Source organism: Streptomyces sp. NBC_00490 (genome assembly GCF_036013645.1).
GTDB classification, from domain to species: domain Bacteria; phylum Actinomycetota; class Actinomycetes; order Streptomycetales; family Streptomycetaceae; genus Streptomyces; species Streptomyces canus_F.
This window is the reverse complement of sequence record NZ_CP107869.1, coordinates 4,443,247-4,466,578: the sequence shown is the minus strand read 5'-3', so window position 1 is coordinate 4,466,578 and position 23,332 is coordinate 4,443,247. Positions and strand designations below refer to the sequence as shown.

At 70.3% G+C, this 23,332-nt stretch carries 15 protein-coding genes and 3 pseudogenes; 9 read left to right on the top strand and 9 right to left on the bottom strand.

What is annotated here, in order from left to right; genetic code table 11:
- Nucleotides 1-107: 107 nt before the first annotated feature.
- The 3 genes and pseudogenes from OG381_RS20080 to OG381_RS20065 all read left to right on the top strand — a co-directional run.
- Nucleotides 108-428 (top strand): annotated as a pseudogene (locus tag OG381_RS20080) (ComF family protein); the annotation flags it as partial.
- 1,517 nt (nucleotides 429-1,945) lie between these two features.
- Complete coding sequence (gene hpf, locus OG381_RS20070; protein ID WP_373463824.1) at nucleotides 1,946-2,638, top strand: ribosome hibernation-promoting factor, HPF/YfiA family; 693 nt, start codon at nucleotides 1,946-1,948, stop codon at nucleotides 2,636-2,638.
- Between the two features lie 203 nt (nucleotides 2,639-2,841).
- Nucleotides 2,842-3,588 (top strand): response regulator transcription factor, encoded by a 747-nt coding sequence (locus tag OG381_RS20065; protein ID WP_327717446.1) that lies wholly within the window; start codon nucleotides 2,842-2,844, stop codon nucleotides 3,586-3,588.
- A gap of 25 nt (nucleotides 3,589-3,613) precedes the next feature.
- Here the strand turns inward: OG381_RS20065 and OG381_RS20060 are convergent, their stop codons facing one another.
- On the bottom strand, nucleotides 3,614-4,786 hold the full coding sequence (locus tag OG381_RS20060; RefSeq protein WP_327717445.1) for a winged helix-turn-helix domain-containing protein: 1,173 nt from the start codon (nucleotides 4,784-4,786) through the stop codon (nucleotides 3,614-3,616).
- 137 nt (nucleotides 4,787-4,923) lie between these two features.
- The gene (locus OG381_RS20055; RefSeq protein WP_327717444.1) at nucleotides 4,924-5,517 is read right to left on the bottom strand and encodes a GNAT family N-acetyltransferase; all 594 of its coding nucleotides are present in this window, start codon (nucleotides 5,515-5,517) and stop codon (nucleotides 4,924-4,926) included.
- 270 nt (nucleotides 5,518-5,787) lie between these two features.
- Here OG381_RS20055 and secA point away from each other — a divergent pair, with 270 nt between their 5' ends.
- A complete protein-coding gene (gene secA, locus OG381_RS20050) occupies nucleotides 5,788-8,625 on the top strand; it encodes a preprotein translocase subunit SecA (RefSeq protein WP_327717443.1) in 2,838 nt (945 codons plus the stop codon).
- A 77-nt stretch (nucleotides 8,626-8,702) separates the two neighbouring features.
- On the opposite strand, the pseudogene OG381_RS20045 reads toward secA, so the two are convergent.
- Nucleotides 8,703-9,313: pseudogene (locus OG381_RS20045) on the bottom strand (Rv3235 family protein); the annotation flags it as partial.
- Between the two features lie 317 nt (nucleotides 9,314-9,630).
- Here OG381_RS20045 and OG381_RS20040 point away from each other — a divergent pair.
- Nucleotides 9,631-10,146, top strand: a complete 516-nt coding sequence (locus tag OG381_RS20040) for a DUF6912 family protein (RefSeq protein WP_327717442.1) — start codon at nucleotides 9,631-9,633, stop codon at nucleotides 10,144-10,146.
- A 69-nt stretch (nucleotides 10,147-10,215) separates the two neighbouring features.
- A complete protein-coding gene (locus OG381_RS20035; RefSeq protein WP_327717441.1) occupies nucleotides 10,216-10,890 on the top strand; it encodes an HAD family hydrolase in 675 nt (224 codons plus the stop codon).
- 143 nt (nucleotides 10,891-11,033) lie between these two features.
- Here the strand turns inward: OG381_RS20035 and OG381_RS20030 are convergent, their stop codons facing one another.
- On the bottom strand, nucleotides 11,034-11,600 hold the full coding sequence (locus OG381_RS20030) for a DJ-1/PfpI family protein (protein ID WP_327717440.1): 567 nt from the start codon (nucleotides 11,598-11,600) through the stop codon (nucleotides 11,034-11,036).
- Nucleotides 11,601-12,109: 509 nt separating this feature from the next.
- Between OG381_RS20030 and OG381_RS20025 the strand changes: the two genes are divergently transcribed.
- Together OG381_RS20025 and OG381_RS20020 are read left to right on the top strand one after the other, a co-directional pair.
- Complete coding sequence (locus OG381_RS20025; protein WP_327717439.1) at nucleotides 12,110-17,041, top strand: NAD-glutamate dehydrogenase; 4,932 nt, start codon at nucleotides 12,110-12,112, stop codon at nucleotides 17,039-17,041.
- 126 nt (nucleotides 17,042-17,167) lie between these two features.
- Entirely contained in the window at nucleotides 17,168-17,629 is a 462-nt protein-coding gene (locus tag OG381_RS20020; RefSeq protein ID WP_327717438.1) for a GtrA family protein, read from the top strand.
- Here the strand turns inward: OG381_RS20020 and OG381_RS20015 are convergent.
- Together OG381_RS20015 and OG381_RS20010 are read right to left on the bottom strand one after the other, a co-directional pair.
- Entirely contained in the window at nucleotides 17,626-18,486 is an 861-nt protein-coding gene (locus tag OG381_RS20015) for an ABC transporter ATP-binding protein (protein ID WP_327717437.1), read from the bottom strand. The two genes, OG381_RS20020 and OG381_RS20015, sit on opposite strands and share 4 nt — an antisense overlap.
- The gene (locus OG381_RS20010; RefSeq protein ID WP_327717436.1) at nucleotides 18,479-19,408 is read right to left on the bottom strand and encodes an ABC transporter permease; all 930 of its coding nucleotides are present in this window, start codon (nucleotides 19,406-19,408) and stop codon (nucleotides 18,479-18,481) included. The genes OG381_RS20015 and OG381_RS20010 overlap by 8 nt, the downstream gene beginning before the upstream one ends.
- 197 nt (nucleotides 19,409-19,605) lie before the next feature.
- Between OG381_RS20010 and OG381_RS20005 the strand changes: the two genes are divergently transcribed.
- The gene (locus OG381_RS20005; RefSeq protein ID WP_327717435.1) at nucleotides 19,606-20,232 is read left to right on the top strand and encodes a TetR/AcrR family transcriptional regulator; all 627 of its coding nucleotides are present in this window, start codon (nucleotides 19,606-19,608) and stop codon (nucleotides 20,230-20,232) included.
- A gap of 191 nt (nucleotides 20,233-20,423) precedes the next feature.
- Here the strand turns inward: OG381_RS20005 and OG381_RS20000 are convergent, their stop codons facing one another.
- The 3 genes and pseudogenes from OG381_RS20000 to OG381_RS19990 all read right to left on the bottom strand — a co-directional run.
- Nucleotides 20,424-21,356 carry an ADP-ribosylglycohydrolase family protein gene (locus tag OG381_RS20000; protein ID WP_327717434.1) on the bottom strand — a complete coding sequence of 311 codons (933 nt, stop codon included), beginning with the start codon at nucleotides 21,354-21,356 and terminating at the stop codon, nucleotides 20,424-20,426.
- 99 nt (nucleotides 21,357-21,455) lie between these two features.
- Complete coding sequence (gene galE / locus OG381_RS19995; RefSeq protein WP_327717433.1) at nucleotides 21,456-22,472, bottom strand: UDP-glucose 4-epimerase GalE; 1,017 nt, start codon at nucleotides 22,470-22,472, stop codon at nucleotides 21,456-21,458.
- A 159-nt stretch (nucleotides 22,473-22,631) separates the two neighbouring features.
- Nucleotides 22,632-23,291, bottom strand: a pseudogene (locus OG381_RS19990) (glycosyltransferase family 2 protein); the annotation flags it as partial.
- Nucleotides 23,292-23,332: the final 41 nt, after the last annotated feature.

Here is a 23,332-nt window from a genome sequence, read left to right as displayed (position 1 = left end):
GTGAGGCCCGGTCGGTGCGGTGGGCGGTTTCCGACCGGGGCACGAGCGGCGCAGGGGGTTGTCCACAGGGCTGGCCGGGTGGCGCGGGCGTTGGCACAGTGGTGGGCATGCGGGGGTGGTGGCGGGACCTGACCGATCTGGTGCTGCCGGCCGAGTGCGGAGGCTGCGGGAGGGCTCGCACGGTGCTCTGTCCGGAGTGCCGTGCCGCCCTGAGCGGGACCGTGCCGTGCCGGGTGCGACCGGAGCCGGAGCCGGCGGGGCTGCCGGCGGTGCACGCGGCCGCGCCGTACGCCGACGAGGTGCGGGCGGTGCTGCTGGCACACAAGGAACGCGGCGCACTGACCTTGGCGGCACCGCTGGGCGCGGCTCTGGCGGGGGCCGTGCGGGCGGGGCTGCGGGAGGCGTGGGCCGGGGGCGGGGCGGTCGGCTGTGGTGCGGTGACCCGGGCTGGTGCGGGGCCGACGGGGGCCGGCTGGGGCTCTGAGGGGCCTGCGTGGGGTCCTGAGGGGGCGGAGCGGGGGCGACGTGTCGTGGGGCCGGGGTGCTCCGGCGAGGGGCCTGTGGGAGCCGGTGGCGCGTTCGGCGACCTGACAGGGGGTGCTGGTCGGGAGTCCGTAGGGCCTGGGTGGACTGGAGGTGTCGCGGGGGCCGAGGGGTGGGGGCTGGCGGCGCCCGTGGAGGGGCCGACGGGTGGTCTCGCGGTAGGTGTCGGCTGGGGGGCGGAGCGTGCCTCGGTGGGGCGTGGTGGTGGCCTGGCGGGGGCGGGTGGTCGAGGTTTCTTGCCTGCCGGCGCGGAGTGCGGTGGCGGCTTGGTGGGGACGGATGGTCGAGATTCCTTGAGTGCCGCCGCGGGGCGTGGCGGCGGTTCTGCGGGCGCCGGGGCGGAGCGCTGCGGCGGTTCGGCGGGGGTCGGTGGTCGGGGAGCAGCGAGTGGCGGCGCGGGGTCTGTGGGTGGGGCTGCGGGGTTTGCTGGGGTTGCTGTGGGGCCTGGGGTGGGGTCGGCGGGAGGCGGTTCCGGGGGTGGGGCGGCAGCGGGAGTCGGGGGTTCAGGAGCGGGGGACCGGGTCGTGTTGCTTGTTCCTGTGCCGTCCGCGCGGCGGGTGGTGGGGGCTCGGGGGCATGATCCGGCGCGGCGGATCGCGCTGGCGGCGGCGGGGGAGCTGCGGCGTGGTGGGGTGGCGGCGCGGGTGGTCGGTGTGTTGCGGCAGCGGCGGGCCGTGGCTGATCAGTCGGGGCTCGACTCGCGGGAGCGGCTGGAGAATCTCTCGGGTGCGCTCGAGGTCGTTCCCGGTGGTGGGCGGTTGCTTCTCGGAGGGCCGGTCGTGCTCGTCGACGACCTGATGACGACCGGCGCCTCCCTGACGGAGGCGGCGCGTGCCGTGCGGGCGGCGACGGCTGTGGCCGCGGAGGCGGTCGCGCGGGGGCGGGCCAGTGGCTCGGTCGCGTACGGCTCAGCCGTAACACCTGTGTACGGCACGGCTGCTCGGGAAGGCACAGGGGGACGGAGGAATCGATCGGCGGAGGCAGACGTGGGCGGTGGGCCAGGAATGGTGCAGACCTATCGTGCCGGTGACGTCATCTGCGCGGCTGTGGTCGCGGCATCGCCAAGTTCTTTCGAAATAAACCGGAACTGACTGCGAAGTTGCATCGTTGCAGGTAATAAGAGGGCCAATTCACCTGAACGGAGGTACGCCGCGGTAGAGGGTGACGACATCCGTCCGGGCGAGATATGTTCGGTTGTGAGGAAAGGCCCAGGCCACACCTCTCATATCCGATTGCCGTGCCGCGGGTTTTTCACAATCACCCGTCCCGGTGGAGTGGAGATCCTGCCCACGGGGGAGGAGGTGGACGTCACCGAGTCCGAGGTTCCGGGGCTCACCGGGACCTGGTGCAAAAGGGAGATGCTCCGCCAGTGGCGCGGAGTGATCCGGGAACGGAGTTCTGCGTGGACATCGTCGTCAAGGGCCGCAAGACCGAGGTGCCCGAGCGGTTCCGCAAGCACGTGGCCGAGAAGCTGAAGCTGGAGAAGATCCAGAAGCTCGACGGCAAGGTGATCAGCCTCGACGTCGAGGTGTCCAAGGAGCCGAACCCCCGACAGGCCGACCGCTGTGACCGAGTGGAGATCACGCTCCGCTCCCGCGGTCCGGTGATCCGGGCGGAGGCGGCAGCAAGTGATCCGTACGCGGCGCTCGACCTGGCGGCGGAAAAGCTCGACGCCCGGCTGCGCAAGCAGCACGACAAGCGTTACTCCCGTCGCGGCTCACGCCGGCTCACGGCGGCCGAGGTTCCCGACCACGTCCCGGGCGCGGCGACGCTCAACGGAAACGGCGACCCGGTCCACGAGCAGGAGCCGGACGGCGTACCCACCAAGAAGATCGGCTCGCTGGAAGTGAAGGGCGAAGGCCCCCTCATCGTCCGCGAGAAGACCCACGTCGCCTCCCCAATGACCCTTGACCAGGCTCTGTACGAGATGGAGCTGGTCGGGCACGACTTCTACCTGTTCGTCGACTCCGAGACCAAGGAACCGAGTGTCGTCTACCGGCGGCACGCCTACGACTACGGCGTCATCCACCTCAGCACGGACCCCATGGTCGCCCAGGCGCCGCCTCCCGCGGCCGGCGGCACGCTGGGTGGCTGACACGCGCCCGGCTGACGGCTGAGCGGTGCCCCTGGAGCGCGTGTGCGCCCCCAGGGGCACCGGTGTGCGACCACTTCACGCCCGGCTACGTCACCGCAGTGTCGTCCGGGCATGGAATCATGGCCGCATCGGCCCAACCGGTGGGCCGTTGCCTTGGGTTGGCGATGGCACATGACCAGCCACAGCCTTCAGGGGGAGGAACGATGGCGGACAGCTTCGGACCGATGCATGCCGAGGGCGCCGACGACGGCGTTGTCAGCATGGGATCGGACGCGGGCTCACCACGCAAGGAGCCCATCCGTGTCCTGGTCGTCGACGACCATGCCCTCTTCCGACGGGGACTCGAGATCGTGCTCGCGGCCGAGGAGGACATCCAGGTCGTGGGCGAGGCGGGCGACGGCGCCGAGGCCGTCGACAAGGCCGCCGATCTGCTGCCCGACATCGTCCTGATGGACGTACGGATGCCCAAGCGGGGCGGTATCGAGGCGTGCACCTCCATCAAGGAGGTGGCACCCAGCGCCAAGATCATCATGTTGACGATCAGCGATGAGGAAGCCGACCTCTACGAGGCGATCAAGGCGGGCGCGACCGGATATCTCCTCAAGGAGATCTCCACGGACGAGGTGGCCACCGCCATTCGCGCGGTGGCCGACGGGCAGTCGCAGATCAGCCCGTCCATGGCGTCGAAACTGCTCACCGAGTTCAAATCGATGATCCAGCGGACGGACGAACGCCGACTTGTGCCCGCGCCGCGGCTGACGGACCGGGAGCTCGAGGTTCTCAAACTCGTCGCCACCGGTATGAACAACCGCGATATCGCCAAGGAGTTGTTCATCTCCGAGAACACCGTGAAGAACCATGTGCGCAACATCCTGGAGAAGCTGCAGCTGCACTCCAGGATGGAGGCCGTCGTCTATGCGATGCGGGAGAAGATCCTCGAGATCCGCTGAGGTCCGTTGAGGCCCGGCGGTTCCGTCAAGCCAGTGCTCGGGCGAGTTCACTGGTCAGGGGATCGCGGAGATCCGGTGCGTCCACTCTTTCGACGCGTACGTCCGTGCAGTCCACCCAGCTCGCCGCCTCGACCAGCGCCTGGGCCACCGCCGGGACCGCCTTCGGGCCGTCCAGGGTGACCTGCCTGGCGACGAGGGTGCGGCCCTCGCGTGCCGGGTCGACGCGGCCGACGAGACGGCCGCCGGCCAGGACCGGCATCGCGAAGTAGCCGTACACCCGCTTCGGCTTGGGGACGTAGGCCTCCAGGCGGTGGGTGAAGCCGAAGATCCGCTCCGTGCGCGCGCGTTCCCAGATCAGGGAGTCGAAGGGCGACAGGAGCGTCGTACGGTGGCGGCCGCGCGGGGGTGTCTCCAGGGCCGCGGGGTCCGCCCAGGCCGGCTTGGACCAGCCCTCGACCGTGACCGGGACCAGGCCCGAGTCGTCGATCACCGCGTCGACCTGGTCGCCCTTGAGGCGGTGGTAGTCGGCGATGTCCGCGCGGGTGCCGACGCCGAGGGACTTGCCGGCGAGGCGGACGAGGGTGCGCAGGCACTCGGTGTCGTCCAGGTCGTCGTGCAGCAGGGCCGTGGGGACGGCGCGTTCTGCCAGGTCGTACACGCGCTTCCAGCCGCGGCGCTCCACGCAGACCACCTCGCCGTACATCAGCGCGCGCTCCACGGCGACCTTGGTGCCGGACCAGTCCCACCATTCGCTGGTCTTCTTCGCGCCGCCCAACTCCGTGGCGGTGAGGGGGCCTTCGGAGCGGAGTTGCTTGATGACCTGGTCGTAGGTGCCGTCCGGGAGGGTGTGGTTCCAGTGCGGGCGGTTGCGGTAGGCGCGGCGGCGGAAGGCGAAGTGGGGCCATTCCTCGATGGGGAGGATGCAGGCGGCGTGGGACCAGTACTCGAAGGCGTGTGTGTCCGTCCAATAGGCGTCCTCGACCGTTTTGCGGCCGACGGCGCCCAGGCGGGCGTACGGGATGAGTTCGTGGGAGCGGGCCAGGACCGAGATGGTGTCGAGTTGGACCGCGCCGAGGTGGCGGAGGATGCCGCGGACGCCGGCCTTGCGGTTGGGGGTGCCGAGGAAGCCCTGGGCGTGGAGGGCGATGCGGCGGGCCTCGTCTGCGGAGAGCGCTGCGGTGGGGCGCGGGGTCGTCATGCTTCCGCACGATAGGAGGTGGGACTGACAGCGGGGGATGACCTCGGGGTTCTTCGGGGAGTGCGCGGTGTTGGGGTGCCGGTGAGGCTTGCGCCCCCGCCGTCCCGTCCTCCAGGGGCGCTGAGTCCCCGGCGGGGTCAGGTGTTGGGGGCGCTGGAGTGTGGTCGTGCCGGTAGGTAAGGCGCCGTTGACGGCAGGCCCAGGTCCGAGGGGAGTAGGGAACCCACCCAGCAGTCGCGTCGTACGCCTCTGTTGTTGATCGCGGCGCGGAGGGTGCCTTCGAGGGTGAAGCCGGCGTGTTCCGCCACCGCGAGGGAGGGGGTGTTGCCCACTTCCGCGCGCCATTCGATGCGGTCGATGGAGAGGGCGGTGAAGGCCCAGCGGGCGGTCGTGGTGGTGGCCTCGGTGATGTAGCCGTTGCCGCGGTGTTCCTTCGTGGCCCAGAAGCCGATCTCGGCGACGCCGAGGGAGCGCATGGTGAGGCCGAGCATGCCGACGAGTTCGCCGGTGGGGAGGAAGACGCCGAAGGTGAACATGGAGTCGTTGGCCCAGCCGTCGGGGGCGAACTGTTCCGTGAAGGCGCGCGCGTGCTCGTGGAGGTAGGGCGAGGGGAACTGGGAGAGCCAGCGCTGCATCTCGGGGTCCTGGGCGGCGGCGTGCACGGCGTCGGTGTCGTCGGGACCGACGGTGCGCAGAACCAGGCGGCCGGTGGTGAGCGTGACGGGTTCCATCGGCCGATTCTGCTCGGAGTGCGGGCGTGGACGCCATCCTTTTGCTCTGTGTGAGCGGGTGATCACAGTTCGCGCAAAACGTCGGAGGGACGCGGCACCATCCGCAACCTCCGTCCGTTGTCCCCTTTGACGGAGATTTGAAGCAGCGGACGGTCGGCGCCCTCGGCAGGCTCCCGGCGTGGCCGGGTCCTCGCATACGATGGCCGTTGCTCAGTCAAGTCAAATGGAAAACGACCGTCCCAGGCCCGACCGGCAAGGAGACTTACCCCCGTGTCCGTCCTCTCGAAGATCATGCGTGCAGGCGAAGGCAAGATCCTGCGCAAGCTGCACCGCATCGCGGACCAGGTCAACTCCATCGAAGAGGACTTCGTCGACCTCTCCGACGCCGAGCTGCGGGCCCTCACTGATGAGTACAAGCAGCGGTACATCGATGGTGAGACGCTGGACGACCTGCTGCCCGAGGCGTTCGCCACCGTGCGCGAGGGCGCCAAGCGCGCGCTCGGCCAGCGTCATTACGACGTGCAGATCATGGGCGGCGCCGCCCTCCACCTCGGCTACGTGGCCGAGATGAAGACCGGCGAGGGCAAGACCCTCGTCGGCACCCTGCCCGCGTATCTGAACGCGCTGTCCGGCAAGGGCGTCCACCTGATCACGGTCAACGACTATCTGGCCGAGCGCGACTCCGAGATGATGGGCCGCGTCCACAAGTTCCTGGGCCTGGAAGTCGGTTGCATCCTCGCCAACATGACGCCCGCCCAGCGCCGTGAGCAGTACGCGTGCGACATCACGTACGGCACGAACAACGAGTTCGGCTTCGACTACCTGCGCGACAACATGGCGTGGTCCAAGGACGAGCTCGTCCAGCGCGGCCACAACTTCGCCATCGTCGACGAGGTCGACTCCATCCTGGTCGACGAGGCCCGTACGCCGCTGATCATCTCCGGCCCGGCCGACCAGGCGACCAAGTGGTACGGCGACTTCGCCAAGCTGGTCACCCGCCTGAAGAAGGGCGAGGCCGGCAACCAGCTCAAGGGCATCGAGGAGACCGGCGACTACGAGGTCGACGAGAAGAAGCGCACGGTCGCCATCCACGAGTCCGGTGTCGCCAAGGTCGAGGACTGGCTGGGCATCGACAACCTCTACGAGTCGGTGAACACCCCTCTGGTGGGCTACCTGAACAACGCCATCAAGGCGAAGGAGCTCTTCAAGAAGGACAAGGACTACGTCGTCATGGACGGCGAAGTCATGATCGTCGACGAGCACACCGGCCGTATCCTCGCCGGCCGCCGCTACAACGAGGGCATGCACCAGGCGATCGAGGCGAAGGAAGGGGTGGACATCAAGGACGAGAACCAGACGCTCGCCACGATCACCCTCCAGAACTTCTTCCGCCTCTACAAGCGCCACGACCACAGCGGCAAGGAGCAGCCCGGCCTCTGCGGCATGACCGGTACGGCGATGACCGAGGCCGCCGAGTTCCACCAGATCTACAAGCTCGGCGTCGTCCCGATCCCGACCAACCGGCCCATGGTCCGCAAGGACCAGTCGGACCTGATCTACCGCACCGAGGTCGCGAAGTTCGAGGCGGTCGTCGACGACATCGTCGAGAAGCACGAGAAGGGCCAGCCGATCCTCGTCGGTACGACGTCGGTCGAGAAGTCCGAGTACCTCTCGCAGCAGCTCAGCAAGCGCGGAGTCCAGCACGAGGTGCTGAACGCCAAGCAGCACGACCGGGAGGCGACGATCGTCGCCCAGGCCGGCCGCAAGGGCGCCGTGACCGTGGCCACCAACATGGCCGGCCGCGGTACCGACATCAAGCTCGGCGGCAACCCCGAGGACCTCGCCGAGGCGGAGCTGCGCCAGCGCGGCCTCGACCCCGAGGAGCACATCGAGGAGTGGGCGCAGGCTCTGCCCGCCGCCCTGGAGCGTGCCGAGCAGGCCGTCAAGGCGGAGTTCGAAGAGGTCAAGGACCTCGGCGGGCTCTACGTCCTCGGCACCGAGCGGCACGAGTCGCGTCGTATCGACAACCAGCTGCGCGGTCGCTCCGGCCGTCAGGGCGACCCGGGTGAGTCCCGCTTCTACCTGTCGCTCGGCGACGACCTGATGCGTCTGTTCAAGGCCCAGATGGTCGAGCGCGTGATGTCGATGGCGAACGTCCCGGACGACGTGCCGATCGAGAACAAGATGGTCACGCGCGCGATCGCGTCCGCCCAGTCGCAGGTCGAGCAGCAGAACTTCGAGACCCGTAAGAACGTCCTGAAGTACGACGAGGTCCTCAACCGCCAGCGTGAGGTCATCTACGGCGAGCGGCGCCGCGTCCTGGAGGGCGAGGATCTGCAGGAGCAGATCGTGCACTTCATGGACGACACGATCGACGCGTACATCGCGGCGGAGACCGCCGAGGGCTTCGCGGAGGACTGGGACCTCGACCGGCTGTGGGGCGCGTTCAAGCAGCTCTACCCGGTGAAGATCACCGTCGAGGAGCTGGAGGACGCGGCCGGCGACCGGGCCGGGCTGACCGCCGACTTCATCTCCGAGTCCATCAAGGACGACATCCACGAGCAGTACGAGGGGCGCGAGGCGCAGCTCGGCTCCGAGATCATGCGTGAGCTGGAGCGCCGGGTCGTGCTGTCGGTTCTGGACCGCAAGTGGCGCGAGCACCTCTACGAGATGGACTACCTCCAGGAGGGCATCGGCCTGCGCGCGATGGCGCAGAAGGACCCGCTGGTCGAGTACCAGCGCGAGGGCTTCGACATGTTCACCGCCATGATGGAGGGCATCAAGGAGGAGTCCGTCGGCTACCTGTTCAACCTGGAGGTCCAGGTCGAGCAGCAGGTCGAGGAAGTCCCGGTCCAGGACGACAAGCCGTCGCTCGACAAGCAGGACTCGGTGCCGGCGCAGGCGGGTTCGCGTCCGGAGATCCGTGCGAAGGGGCTCGACGCTCCGCAGCGCCGGGATCTGCACTTCTCCGCGCCGACCGTGGACGGCGAGGGCGGTGTCGTCGAGGGTGAGTTCGCCGACGACGAAGAGCCGGTGCGGTCCGAGGCGGACGGTCTTACGCGCGCGGAGCGGCGCAAGCAGTCGCGTGGGCGCCGCCGCAAGAAGTGACGCTGTAGCGGTGTGAAGGGCCGGGCCACCTGGGGTGGCCCGGCCCTTCCGCGTTCGTCGGCGGGCGGTGTCAGGCGTTCGTCCGTGCGGCCGGCCCTGGGGCCGCCCAGTTCGACCGCCGCGCAGCGCCAGCGGCGGTCCCGGCCCAGTTCCAGGCGGAAGGCCATCGCGCGGAGCTGGTCGCCGGCGCCGATACGGGCGAAGGCCTCGACCGCGCCGTCGCGGGGCACGTAGTAGCCGATGTCGCGGATGACGGGGCGGGTGCCGCGGGTGCGGAGGGGACCGCGTTCGGCGAGCACGGCGAGTTCGTCGTAGGCCTGGCCGACGGTGTGCCGGAGCATCGAGTGGACGGGGCGCTGGCCGCTGAGGACCGCGAGGAGGAGGTCGGCGAAGAGGTCGGTGGGGCGGGGCTGGAGGATCGGCCTGCGCGGGGCCTGGGAGGGGACGACAGGGGCGCCGAGGGGCCGTTCGCGGGCCTCTGAGCGGGTCGTCGGCGGGCGGTTGTCGGCAGGGGCGGTGTGCGGGCCGGTGCCGGTCCGTGAGCCCGGCGGGCGGCCGTCGTCCGCGGTCGTGCGGGGCGTGCCGCCGGTCGGGGTGCGGGGCGGGGTGGTGCCCGGGCGGCGTGCGTCACGGCGGCCCGGGGGCGGGTGCCCGGACGGTTCTGTGCCCTGGTCATGACCTTGTTCATGGGGTCCCCGTTCGGTGGGCCCGGCGTTGTACCGGGCGGTAACTTTGTGTTGGGGATCTTGTACGGGGCCGCGGGCGGCCGCGGCAAGGAAGGCGGGGGCCGGGTCGAGCGGCCGGAACGTTCACTTATCCGAGTGACCGAGGCGGGCCGAAGGCCGTGACCGCGGGGGCGCACCGGGTGAGTTTCCGTACCGGGGTGGACGCCTGCGGACGTAGAGGCAGGGACTCGAAAGGGGACGCCCGCACGTATCCTGAAGGCCCTCACCGAGGCCCCCGCGGAGCACTGCGACCCCGCCCCCGACCACGAAAGCGGCAGCCATGCGTGTCTACGTCCCCCTGACCCTCTCCGGTCTCGCCGAGGCGTACAAGACGGGCGAGCTGGGGCCCGGACCGCTCGTCGCCTATGCCGTGACGCCCGCGTTGCGCGAGTGGTACCTCTCCGACGACATCGAGGAACTGGAGTACGCGGCGCTGAACCGGGCCGCGCTCGCCTCGCTGCGGCTGCTGGCGGCCGACCCCGAGGCCGTGCGGCGCCGGGTCGTGGTCGCCGTCGACGTGCCCGACGGCGCGGCGTTCTCCGACCCCGACCGGGGGCTCGACCCGACCGCGCTGGGCGAGGTGCGGGTCGACCGGACCGTACCGCTCGGCAAGGCGGCCGCCGTGCACGTGGACGCGAGTGACGCCGAGACGGACGTGACCGCGGCCGCGCAGGCGCTCGCGGCGGCGGAGGGCGGGGACGACGACGCGCAGTTCGTCGTGGACGGAGCCGGGGACCACGAACTGCTCTGGTTCGCCACGCAGGAGATCCCGAACCTGGTCGGGCTCGGGAACTGAGGCGCCGGCCGTGCCTCTGTGACCTGCGAGTCACTTGATTGTCAGTGACGGCGGGTACATTTTTTCGACATGGGGATGCAAACGGGCGCGCACATTGTGTGGGACTGGAACGGGACGCTGTTCCACGACAATGACGCGATCATCGGGGCGACGAACGCGGCGTTCGCCGAGCTGGGACTCGCGCCGATCACGATGGAGCGGTACCGGGCGTTGTACTGCGTGCCGGTGCCGAAGTTCTACGAGCGGTTGCTGGGGCGGCTGCCGACCGAGGCCGAGTGGGCCGTCATGGACGAGACCTTCCATCGGTACTACACCGTGCATCGGGTCGGCTGCGGGCTGACGGCCGGCGCGGCCGAGCTGCTCGCAAAGTGGCGGTCGGCGGGGCGCAGCCAGTCGATCCTCAGCATGTACGGGCACGAGGAACTGCTTCCGCTGGTCCGGGGGTTCGGGATCGAGGCGCACTTCATACGCGTCGACGGACGGACCGGGCCCTCCGGAGGCAGCAAGGCCGAGCACATGACCCGGCACCTCGCGGAACTGACGGGGGTGGCGGGAGTGGACCCCGCGCGGACCGTGGTGATCGGGGACGCGGCCGACGACGCGGTGGCGGCGCGGCACGTGGGGGCGCGGGCCGTGCTGTACACGGGGGGTTCGCACAGCCGGGCCAGCCTGGAGGAGGTGGGGGTGCCGGTGGTGGACACCCTGGCGGAGGCCGTGGTGGAGGCGGAGCGGCTCGCGGCGTAGCGGCGGGGCCGGCTCGTCGGGTTCCCCGGGGGCGGTGCGGGTGAGGGCTGAGCGGTGGCGGTGCGTGGGTCGGGGAATCGCGCGACCGGCCCCCACTCAGCCTCAGTCGAACGACTACCTCGGTGGCATGTCCCTCATACCCCTCATGTCACCGGCGCCTTCGCCCGCAGGATCGTCAAAAACTCGCGCATCCAGCGGGAGTGGTCCGGCCAGGCCCGGGCGGAGACCAGCGTGCCGTCGACCACCGTCTCGGCGTCCTGGAAGGTGGCGCCGGCCGCCTGCATGTCGAGTTCCAGGGCGGGGTAGGCCGTCACGCGGCGGCCGCGGAGGCCGTCGACCGCGGCGGTGAGCAGGGGGCCGTGGCAGATCTGGGCGACCGGCTTGTCCGCGTCGAAGAAGGACTTGAGGATCTTGCGGAGTTCGGGGTCGTTGCGCAGGTACTCGGGGGCGCGGCCGCCGGGGATGACGATCGCGGCGTACTGACCGGGGTCGACCTCGGCGAAGGCCAGGTCGGCGGGCCAGGTGTAGCCGGGCTTCTCGGTGTAGGTGTCGAAGCCGGGTTCGAAGTCGTGGACCACGAACCGGAGCTTCTTGCGGGTGGGGGCCGCGATATGGACGTCGTAGCCCTCTTCGCGGAGGCGCTGGTAGGGGTACAGGACCTCCAGTGACTCCGCCGCGTCGCCGGTGACGATCAGGATTTTGGCTGTCATGTCGGCAATGTGCCTCCGGAGCGGGCCCTTGCCAAGGGGGCCGGTCGAGGACGCCCACCGCATGCCGCGCCGCTTCCTGCCCCTGTGCAGAACGTCAAAGTTCGACCCCCGGTTTTGTACACATACGGCTCATGACGGGCCCCCTGTAAGGAGCGATAGCCTTAGTGGCGTGATCAGCGCGATAGTTCGCGGGGGCATCGTTGCCCCTGCCCTGCGCCCGGAGAGCACGGACGACATCCGTGACCGGGCGGCGGTCGCTGGTCTTCGCGGGCGGGGCGGGGGCACATGGGCCCCCGGGGCGCCGCGCACATCCCCTGGAGCGGCGTCGCAGAGAGCAGCGTCACATCCGTCGGGCGTGCCAAGAATGGCTGATAACCCCCCGCTCATCTCACCTTGCGGCATAGCGTCGGAGCAGACCGGACACCCCGTGTCGCGGCGTTACGTCCCAGGGGAAGAGACCGTACTTCCTTCAACGTCACGCAACGGCGCGCGACAGGAGCCAGAGGACAATGCAGACCAAGCTGGACGAAGCCAAGGCCGAGCTGCTCGAGAGGGCCGCCCGGGTAGCTGAGAACAGCCCGGTCGGGGGGCACCTACCGACCGGGACGACGGACGAGAGCACCCCTGACCGGGAGACCGTGCTCGCGTTCCTCCAGCGCTACTACCTGCACACCGCCCCGGAGGATCTCACCGATCGCGACCCGGTCGATGTCTTCGGAGCCGCCTACTCGCACTATCGGCTGGCCGAGAACCGGCCGCAGGGCACCGCCAGTGTGCGGGTCCTCACGCCCACCGTGGAAGAGAACGGATGGGCGTGCACGCATTCGATCGTCGAGGTCGTCACCGACGACATGCCCTTCCTCGTCGACTCCGTCACCAATGAGCTGACCCGGCAGGGGCGCGGCATCCATGTCGTCATCCACCCGCAGGTCGTCGTCCGGCGGGACGTCACCGGCAAGCTCATCGAGGTGCTCGCCCAGCGACCCAGCGGTGAGCTTCCGCACGACGCGCACACCGAGTCCTGGATCCACGTCGAGATCGACCGCGAGACCGACCGCGCGGACCTGAAGCAGATCACCGCCGATCTGCTGCGCGTCCTGTCGGACGTCCGCGAGACCGTCGAGGACTGGGAGAAGATGCGGGACGCGGCGCTGCGGATGGCCGAGGAGCTGCCCGCCGAGCCCGTCGCCTCCGACCTGCGCGAGCAGGACATCGAGGAGGCCCGCGAGCTGCTGCGCTGGCTGGCCGCCGATCACTTCACCTTCCTCGGCTACCGCGAGTACCAGCTCCGCGAGGACGACTCCCTCGTCGCCGTGCCGGGCACCGGCCTCGGCATCCTGCGCTCCGACCCGCATCACGCCGAGGACGAGAGCCACCCCGTCAGCCCCTCCTTCGAGCGGCTGCCCGCCGACGCCCGCGCCAAGGCGCGCGAGCACAAACTCCTGGTGCTGACCAAGGCCAACAGCCGGGCGACCGTGCACCGGCCGTCGTACCTGGACTACATCGGTGTGAAGAAGTTCGACGCCGAGGGCAATGTCGTCGGCGAGCGCCGCTTCCTCGGGCTCTTCTCCTCCGCCGCCTACACCGAGTCCGTCCGCCGGGTCCCCGTCATCCGCCGCAAGGTCGAGGAGGTGCTGCAGCGCGCGGGCTTCTCTCCCAACAGCCACGACGGGCGCGACCTGCTCCAGATCCTGGAGACCTACCCGCGCGACGAGCTCTTCCAGACCCCGCCCGACGAACTGCAGTCGATCGTCACCTCCGTGCTGTACCTCCAGGAGCGGCGGCGGCTGCGGCTCTACCTGCGCCAGGACGAGTACGGGCGCTACTACTCCGCCCTCGTCTACCTGCCGCGCGACCGGTACACCACCGGCGTCCGGCTGCGGATCATCGACATCCTCAAGGAGGAACTCGGCGGCACCAGCGTCGACTTCACCGCCTGGAACACCGAGTCGATCCTGTCCCGGCTGCACTTCGTGGTCCGGGTCCCGCAGGGCACCGAGCTGCCGGAGCTCTCCGACCTCGACAAGGAGCGCATCGAGGCGCGGCTCGTCGAGGCCGCCCGCTCCTGGGCCGACGGCTTCGCCGAGGCCCTCAACAACGAACTCGGCGAGGAGCGCGCCGCCGAGCTGCTGCGCCGGTACGGCAACGCCTTCCCGGAGGGCTACAAGGCCGACCACACCTCGCGCTCCGCGGTCGCCGACCTCGTCCACCTGGAGAAGCTCACCGAGGACAACAACTTCGCGCTGAGCCTGTACGAGCCGGTCGGCGCCGCCCCCGAGGAGCGCCGCTTCAAGATCTACCGCAAGGGTGCCGCGATCACCCTGTCCGCCGTGCTGCCGGTCCTCAACCGGCTCGGTGTCGAGGTCATCGACGAGCGGCCCTACGAGCTGCGCTGCTCGGACCGCAGCATCGCCTGGATCTACGACTTCGGGCTGCGCATGCCCAAGTCGCAGAACGGCGCCGGGGACTACCTGGGCGACGACGGCCGCGAGCGCTTCCAGGAGGCCTTCGCCGCGACCTGGACCGGGCAGGCGGAGAACGACGGCTTCAACGCCCTCGTGCTGAGCGCCGGGCTGAACTGGCGCCAGGCGACGGTGCTGCGGGCGTACGCCAAGTACCTGCGGCAGGCGGGCTCCACCTTCTCGCAGGACTACATGGAGGACACCCTCCGCAACAACGTCCACACCACCCGGCTGCTCGTCTCCCTGTTCGAGGCGCGGATGTCACCGGACCGGCAGCGCGCCGGGCACGAGATCGTGGACGCCCTCCTCGAAGAGGTCGACGCCGCCCTCGACCAGGTGGCGAGCCTCGACGAGGACCGGATCCTGCGGTCGTTCCTGACCGTCATCAAGGCGACCCTGCGCACGAACTTCTTCCAGGAGGCGCTCGGCGGCAAGCCGCACGAATACGTGTCCATGAAGTTCGACCCGCAGATGATCCCGGACCTGCCGGCGCCGCGCCCGGCGTTCGAGATCTGGGTCTACTCGCCGCGCGTCGAGGGTGTGCACCTGCGGTTCGGCAAGGTCGCTCGCGGTGGTCTGCGCTGGTCCGACCGGCGTGAGGACTTCAGGACCGAGATCCTCGGCCTGGTCAAGGCGCAGATGGTGAAGAACACCGTCATCGTGCCGGTCGGTGCCAAGGGCGGCTTCGTCGCCAAGCAGCTGCCCGACCCGAGCGTGGACCGGGACGCGTGGCTGGCCGAGGGCATCGCCAGCTACAAGACGTTCATCTCGGCGCTGCTCGACATCACCGACAACATGGTGGCCGGCGAGGTCGTGCCGCCCGCCGACGTCGTCCGGCACGACGAGGACGACACCTACCTCGTCGTCGCCGCCGACAAGGGCACCGCGACCTTCTCGGACATCGCCAACGGGGTCGCCGAGTCGTACAACTTCTGGCTCGGCGACGCCTTCGCCTCCGGTGGCTCGGCGGGCTACGACCACAAGGGCATGGGCATCACCGCGCGCGGTGCCTGGGAGTCCGTCAAGCGGCACTTCCGGGAACTGGGTGTGAACACGCAGGCCGAGGACTTCACGGTCGTCGGTATCGGTGACATGTCCGGTGACGTGTTCGGCAACGGCATGCTCCTCAGCGAGCACATCCGCCTGGTCGCCGCCTTCGACCACCGGCACATCTTCATCGACCCGAAGCCGGACGCGGCCACCTCCTACGCCGAGCGCCGCCGCGTCTTCGAGCTGCCGCGCTCCAGCTGGGCCGACTACAACGCCGAGCTCATCTCGGCCGGAGGCGGTGTGTTCCCCCGCAGCGCCAAGGCCATCCCGGTCAACGCGCACATCCGCGAGGCCCTCGGGATCGAGGGCAAGGTCGCCAAGATGACGCCGGCCGACCTGATGAAGGCCATCCTCAAGGCGCCGGTGGACCTGCTGTGGAACGGCGGCATCGGCACGTACGTCAAGGCCTCCACCGAGACCCACGCCGACGTCGGCGACAAGGCCAACGACCCGATCCGGGTCGACGGCGCCGACCTGCGGGTCAAGGTCGTCGGCGAGGGCGGCAACCTGGGGCTCACCCAGCTCGGCCGGATCGAGTTCTCGCTCACCGGCGGGAAGATCAACACCGACGCCATCGACAACAGCGCGGGCGTGGACACCTCCGACCACGAGGTGAACATCAAGATCCTGCTCAACGGCGTGGTCGCGGACGGCGACATGACCGTCAAGCAGCGCAACAAGCAGCTCGCCGAGATGACCGACGAGGTCGGCCGACTGGTGCTGCGCAACAACTACGCGCAGAACACGGCCATCGCCAACGCGCTGGCCCAGTCCAAGGACATGCTCCACGCCCAGCAGCGCTACCTGCGCCACCTGGTGCGCGCGGGCCTGCTGGACCGGGCCCTGGAGTTCCTGCCCACCGACCGCCAGATCCGGGAACGCCTCGGCGCCGCACAGGGCCTGACCGGCCCGGAGACGGCCGTCCTCCTGGCGTACACCAAGATCACGGTCTCCGACGAGCTGCTGCACACCTCGCTCCCGGACGACCCGTACCTGCGCGGTCTGCTCGACTCCTACTTCCCGAGCGCGCTGCGCGAGAAGTTCGCCGAGCACATCGACAGCCACCCGCTGCGCCGCGAGATCATCACGACGGTGCTGGTCAACGACACGGTCAACACGGGCGGTACGACCTATCTGCACCGGCTGCGCGAGGAGACCGGCGCTTCCCTCGAGGAGATCGTCCGGGCGCAGACCGCGGCCCGCGCGATCTTCCGCTCGGCCGTGGTGTGGGACGCGGTGGAGGCGCTCGACAACCAGGTCGAGGCCGCCGTGCAGACCCGGATCCGGCTGCACTCGCGCCGGCTCGTCGAGCGCGGCACGCGCTGGCTGCTCAACAACCGGCCGCAGCCGTTGCAGCTCGCCGAGACGGTCGAGTTCTTCTCCGAGCGCGTCGACCAGGTCTGGTCGCAGCTGCCGAAGCTGCTGCGGGGCGCGGATCTGGAGTGGTACCAGCAGATCTACGACGAGCTGACCGGCGCCGGCGTCCCGGACGAACTCGCCACGCGCGTGTCCGGGTTCTCCTCCGCCTTCCCGACGCTCGACATCGTCCTGGTGGCCGACCGCATGGGCCGCGAGCCGCTGGATGTCGCGGAGGTCTACTACGACCTCGGCGACCGGCTGCGGATCACCCAGCTCATGGACCGCATCATCGAGCTGCCCCGCGCCGACCGCTGGCAGTCCATGGCCCGCGCCTCCATCCGCGAGGACCTCTACGCGGCCCACGCGGCGCTGACCGCCGACGTGCTCGCGGTGGGCAACGGCACCTCGACTCCCGAGCAGCGCTTCAAGGCGTGGGAGGAGAAGAACGCGGCGATCCTGGGCCGGGCGCGCTCGACCCTGGAGGAGATCCAGGGCTCGGAGGCGTTCGACCTCGCCAACCTGTCGGTGGCGATGCGGACCATGCGCACACTGCTGCGGACGCATTCGTAGGCGATACGACGAGAGAGGGCGCCCCGGGCCGTCATGGCTCGGGGCGCCCCTTTCTTGGCCCGGCTTTTGGTCTGGCTTAGGGAAAATCCGGCGGGTGGCTTACCCGGGGCGACTAAGCCTTGTGCGGTGACTGTGAACCTGTCCGAGGAGCGAGCGGCTGCCGCCGCCGTGCCGCTCGAGCGGCTCCGGCGGATCGTCCGTGAAGTGGTGAACTTCGGGGTCGTCGGCGGCAGCGGTGTCGTGGTGAACTTCCTCGTCTTCAACGTGCTGCTGCACGGCCTCGGCCGACGGGCGATGGTGGCGACGGTGCTGGCGAGCCTCGTCGCCATGGGCACGAACTACCTCGGCTTCCGCTTCTTCACCTATCGCGACCGGGACTCGCGCACACGTCAGCAGGTCGTGCTGTTCTTCGTCTTCAGCGCCATCGGTGTGGCGATGGAGAGCGGCCTCTTCTACGTCGGCTATCACGGCCTCGGCCTTCACGGCCCGCTCGCGTCGAACGCCGTGAAGGCCACGTCGATCGTGCTGGCCTCCGCCTTCCGGTTCCTGGTCTACCGGACGTGGGTGTTCCAGCACGAGGTGCGCTAGACGGCGACCTTCGGCTTCGGCTTGGGCTTCGGCTTCGTGGTCTTGTCGCCGGTGAAGGCCTCGTACTCCTTCAGGACGTCCTCGGTCGGGCCGTCCATGCGCAGTTCGCCGCGTTCCAGCCACAGCACGCGGTCGCAGGTGTCGCGGATCGACTTGTTGTTGTGGCTGACCAGGAACACCGTGCCGGCGTGCTTGCGCAGCTCGCGGATGCGCTGCTCGGAGCGCTTCTGGAAGGCGCGGTCGCCGGTGGCGAGGGCCTCGTCGATGAGGAGGACGTCGTGGTCCTTGGCGGCGGCGATGGAGAAGCGGAGGCGGGCGCCCATGCCGGAGGAGTACGTGCGCATGGGCAGGGTGATGAAGTCGCCCTTCTCGTTGATGCCGGAGAAGTCGACGATCTCCTGGTAGCGCTCCTTGACCTGCTCGCGGGACATGCCCATCGCGAGGCCGCCGAGGTAGACGTTGCGCTCGCCGGTCAGGTCGCCCATCAGGGCCGCGTTCACGCCGAGGAGGGAGGGCTGGCCGTCGGTGTAGATGGCGCCGCTCTCCACCGGCAGCAGACCGGCGACCGCCTTGAGCAGGGTCGACTTGCCGGAGCCGTTGGTACCGATCAGGCCGATGGCCTCGCCGCGGTAGGCGACGAAGGAGACCTTCTTCACCGCGTGGACCTTGCGTACGCCGGACGCCCTCTCGGTCTTCTCGCGGCGCAGGATGCGGTTGAGGGCGGCGGTCGCGGAGCCGCGGCCGGCACCGGTGCCGTTGACGCGGTAGACAATGTCGACGTTGTCGGCGACGACGGTGGGGGCCAGGCCGATCGGGGACGCGGTCTGGGTTGCGGGGTTCTCGAGGTTCTCAGCCACGGCCGTACGTCTCCTCAGCCTTCCAGAAGTAGATGAAGCCGCCGACGCCGGCGAGCAGGGCCCAGCCCGTGGCGATCAGCCAGACGTGTTGCGGCAGTTGGCTGGAGTGGAAGCTGTCGATCAGCGCGAAGCGCATCAGGTCGATGTAGATGGCGGCCGGGTTGGCCTGGAGGACGGGGACCACCCAGGACGGCCAGTGGGTGTGCTTGGCCGCCAGGTGGTCGATGCTCCACATGACGCCGGACACGTACATCCACGTGCGCAGGATGAACGGCATCAGCTGGGCGATGTCCGGCGTCTTGGCGCCGACCCGGGCCACGATCATCGAGACGCCGGCGTTGAAGGTGAACTGCAGCACCAGTGCCGGGATCGCCAGCAGCCAGGAGACCGAGACCGGCACGCCGAAGCAGAGCAGGATCACGACCAGGGCGGCCATCGAGAACAGCAGCTGCTGGAGCTGCTGGAGGCAGAAGGAGAGCGGCAGCGCGGCCCGCGGGAAGTGCAGGGCGCGCACCAGGCCGAGGTTGCCGGAGATGGCGCGGGTGCCCGTGAGGATCGAGCTCTGGGTGAAGGTCCAGATGAACACGCCCGTCACCAGGAACGGGACGTAGTCCGGCACGCCCTTCTTGGTGCCCAGCAGCACGCCGAAGATGAAGAAGTACACCGCCGCGTTGAGCAGCGGGTTCATCACCTGCCAGATCTGGCCGAGCTTCGCCTGGCTGTACTGGGCGGTGAGCTTGGCGGTCGAGAACGCGGTGATGAAGTGGCGCCGGGCCCACAGCTGGCGGATGTACTCGGACAGGGTCGGGCGGGCACCGCTGACGGAGAGGCCGTGACGGGCGGCGAGGGCCGCGAGGTCGCCTTCGGCGGTCGGGGGGAGGGTCGCCGTCGTCGGAGGCGGTGTGTGGAGGACCTGGCTCACATCCGCTGCTTTCGGTTGGGGGTGTGTCCGTCACCCGACGTTTCCTTACGCTTCTCTTCACGTTCTCTTACGTCGGGACGGGACCGTATCGTCGCAACGTGAGCGTAGGCCGAGTGGGCGTCGGAACGCAACCGTTTCGTCGTGACGTTCTGCGTGGGGACGGGACCGTATCGTCGTAACGCCCTATGCTGGTTCGCATGACGACGAACGCCGACGAGCCGCAGACCCGTCCGCGCCGCCGGGCCCCCGCCGGAGCCGCCGTGCTCCGGGAGGACGTCACGGAGGCCATCCGGGCGGCCGTCTTCGAGGAGCTCGCGGCCGTCGGCTACGCGCGGATGTCCATCGAGGGGATCGCGCGCCGGGCGGGGGTCGGCAAGACCGCGGTCTACCGGCGCTGGCGCTCCAAGCTGCATCTCGTCTTGGATGTGGTGTCGGCCCTCGCCGTGCAGGGGCTGCCCGCGCCGGACACCGGCGCGCTGGAGAGCGATCTGCGGCTGCTGTACGAGGTGACCTCCCGTGCGCTGCGCCACCCCGTGGCCTCGCAGATCCTCCCGGACCTCCAGGCCGAGTCGGCCCGCAACCCCGAGATCGCCGAAGCGGTGCAGAAGGCGCTGAGGGACGGGCAGGAGGGTGTCGCCAGCAAGATCCTCGTGGCGGCGGAGCAGCGGGGAGAGGTCCGGGCGGGGCTCGATGACGAGCTGGCGCTCGATCTGATCTCCGGGCCGCTGTACTGGCGGTCCGTGGTGATCCGGAGCCCTAAGCTGCCGAAGGGCTATCTGGACGCGCTGGCACGCGGGACGGCCGCGGCGCTCAAGGCGCTGTAGCCGGGCGGCCGGGCTCAGTCCGAGTCGTGCCGCCGGGCGGCCGGTGCCGCGCGCGGGGCGAGGAGTCCCGGGACGAGCACCTCCATGCGTCCGTCGGCGGCAAGCAGCGCCGCGGTGTCCGTCAGCCGGTGCTGTGTTCGCGTCGGCGTCGAGGTGCGGTTGGTTCGTGAGGGGGCGCCGGTCCCGGGCCCTCAGCCGAGCAGTCGACGCGCGAGACCTGCCAGCTCCGGTGCGCGCAGGACCCGTCCGCCGAAGCCGGGAAGCGGGACATGGAGTGCCTGCGTCCATCGGGCGGGGACGGCTTCGATGCCGTGGACCGCTCCCGCGAGCCCGCCGGTGACCGCGGCGACGGTGTCCGTGTCGCCGCCGAGGTCGATCGCGGCGCGGACGGCCTCCTCGTACGAGGAGGTGGTGCGCAGGGCCCAGACGGCGGAGCCGAGGCAGGGCCAGACCGCGCCGTTGAACTCTGTCGCCCGGTCGGGGTGCCAGTCAGGGGCGAGGACGGTGGCGTACCTCTCCCGGTGGTCGGGGTGTACCGCGGCGAGGGTGGCGGGGAGGGCGGCGAGCGGGTCGGCGCCGGTGAGGGCCGTGCGGATCAGCTCATGGAGGATCGCGGTGCCTTCCCAGGCCGCCCGGTCGCCGTGGGTGAGGGCGGAGAGGCGGCGGGCGGCGTCCATGGTGGACTCCCGCCCCTGGGGCGCGAAGAAGACCGCGGAGGGCGCCGCCCGCATCAACGCGCCGTTCCCGGCGCCCCGTTGGCTGGTCTGGAAGTGCAGGGCGGCGGCCAGGTCCCAGGGGTCGCCGCTGCTCAGCACGGCCTCCGTCTGCAGGCCGATGTCCTTGGGGTCCGCGGCGGCCCAGCGCCGGAACCGGTGGAAGACGTCCGGGAGTTCGAGGCCGCCGTGCTCCAGCAGTGACTCGGCGACCAGCACGGCCATCTGCGTGTCGTCGGTCGCCTCGCCCGGCTCCCAGCCGCCGCCCCCGCACATCTCGCCGCCGTGCCCCGGGTGGGGAAAGCGGGCGGAGAAGGCGCCCTCGGGGCCGAACTCGAAGGGGGCGCCCAGCGCGTCGCCGACGGCGGAGCCGATGACGGCGCCCAGGGCGCGCGAGGTGAGGTCGGTCATCGGGGCAGGCTAGGGCCTGTCCGGCGCGGGCCGTCGGACGGGGTCGCTCGGCGGACCGCGGAGCGCGGGCGGACCCAGCCTTCGCGCAACCCCTGCCCCCTACCCCCGAGCCGCCTCCGGATGCAGTCGTACCCAGCCCTCCCAGGCCGAGGTGATCATGTCCTGGATGTCGTGCTTGGCCTTCCAGCCCAGCTCGGCGGTGATGCGGTCGGCGGAGGCGACGACTCGGGACGGGTCGCCGGGGCGGCGGGGGGTGACGGTCGGGGGGCGGTCGTAGCCCGTGACGGCGTTGATGTGGTCGATCATCTCGCGGACCGAGACGCCCTCGCCGCGGCCGACGTTGAGGGTGAGGTCGCGGCCGGGGGAGGAGCGCAGGGCGCGGGCCGTGGCGACATGGGCGTCGGCCAGGTCGAGCACGTGGATGTAGTCGCGGACGCAGGTGCCGTCCGGGGTGGCGTAGTCGTCGCCGAAGATGCGAGGGGGCGTGTTCTCCGTCAGCTTCTCGAAGACCATCGGGATCAGGTTGAAGACGCCGGTGTCCGCGAGGTGCGGGGTCGCCGCGCCCGCCACGTTGAAGTAGCGCAGGGAGGCCGTGGCCAGGCCCGTCGCCCGGCCTGTCGCGCGGACCAGCCACTCGCCGGCCAGCTTCGTCTCGCCGTAGGGCGACATGGGCACGCACGGCGTCTCCTCCGTGACCAGCTCCACGTCCGGCATGCCGTAGACCGCCGCCGAGGACGAGAACACGAAGGAGGACACCCCGGACGCACCGGGCGCACCGGGCGCTCCCGGCGCCCCGGCCCCGGTCACCTGCTCCAGCAGGACCCGCAGACCCTCGACGTTCTCCCGGTAGTAGTGCAGCGGCAGATCGACCGACTCGCCCACCTGCTTCTTCGCCGCCAGATGCACGACCCCGGTGACGGCGTGGTCCGCGAGGGCGCGCGACACGCGCTCCGCGTCCAGGGTGGAACCCACGACCAGCGGCACCCCGTCCGGGACGCGCTCGGCGATTCCCGTGGACAGGTCGTCGTACACCACCGCGCGCTCGCCCGCCTCGGTCATCGCCCGTACGACGTGCGCTCCGATGTAGCCGGCGCCGCCGGTGATCAGCCAGGTCATGTACGGCCGTCCCCTCGTCAGATGGAGCGAGATGTGCGTGTGGTGCGCGGTCGGACACCGGCTTCAGTCAACCAGGCGCCGGAGCACACCGCGGACAACCGCGACAACTCCCCGTGAGCGGGACACCACGTGCGGTACCGGTTCCGCCGCCCCCTGCCCGGCGCGCACCGCCCGCGCCAGCTCCTCCCGTCCGGCGGCCAGCAGGATGTCGTACGCCAGCCGGTACGCCTCCGTGAGGGCTCCGCTGTCGGGGGCCTGCGGGGCGCGCGGCACGTACACCCGCTTCGGCACGAGCGCGATGTCCGGGCTCGCGGCCAGCACGCGCGCGTGGAAGACGACGTCCTCGTGGGCGAAGCGGCCCTCGGGGAAGCGGATGCCGTGGTCGTGCAGGAAGTCGGTGCGGTAGAGCTTGTTGCCGCAGACGGTGTCGTGCACCAGGGGAGGGCGCTGCGCGGGACGCGCGCACAACCCGCTCGCGACCTCCGCGCGCGCCCCCAGCAGCGCCCGCACCGCGCCGGGCAGCAGCGCGTCCCCGCCGTCCAGGAACATCACGTACGGCGACGTCACCCGGTCCAGCCCGGTGTTGCGCGGGGTGCCCCGGCCGCCGCTGTGCACCCGGCGCCGGAGCACGCGCACGCGTGGGTCGATCGAAGCGAGGCGGGCCAGCACCGCGCCGCCGTCCGTCGAGCCGTCGTCGACGACGAGGACCTCGCGGACCGCGGGCCCCTGGGCGAGCACGGAGCGCACGGTGGCCCGCACGCGCGGGGCGTCGTCGTAGCCGGCCACGACGGCACAGGCCTGGGGGGCGTGAGCGTCCATGGGGGTCGTGTTCCGGAATCGCGTGAAGGGGAGGCGCTCGA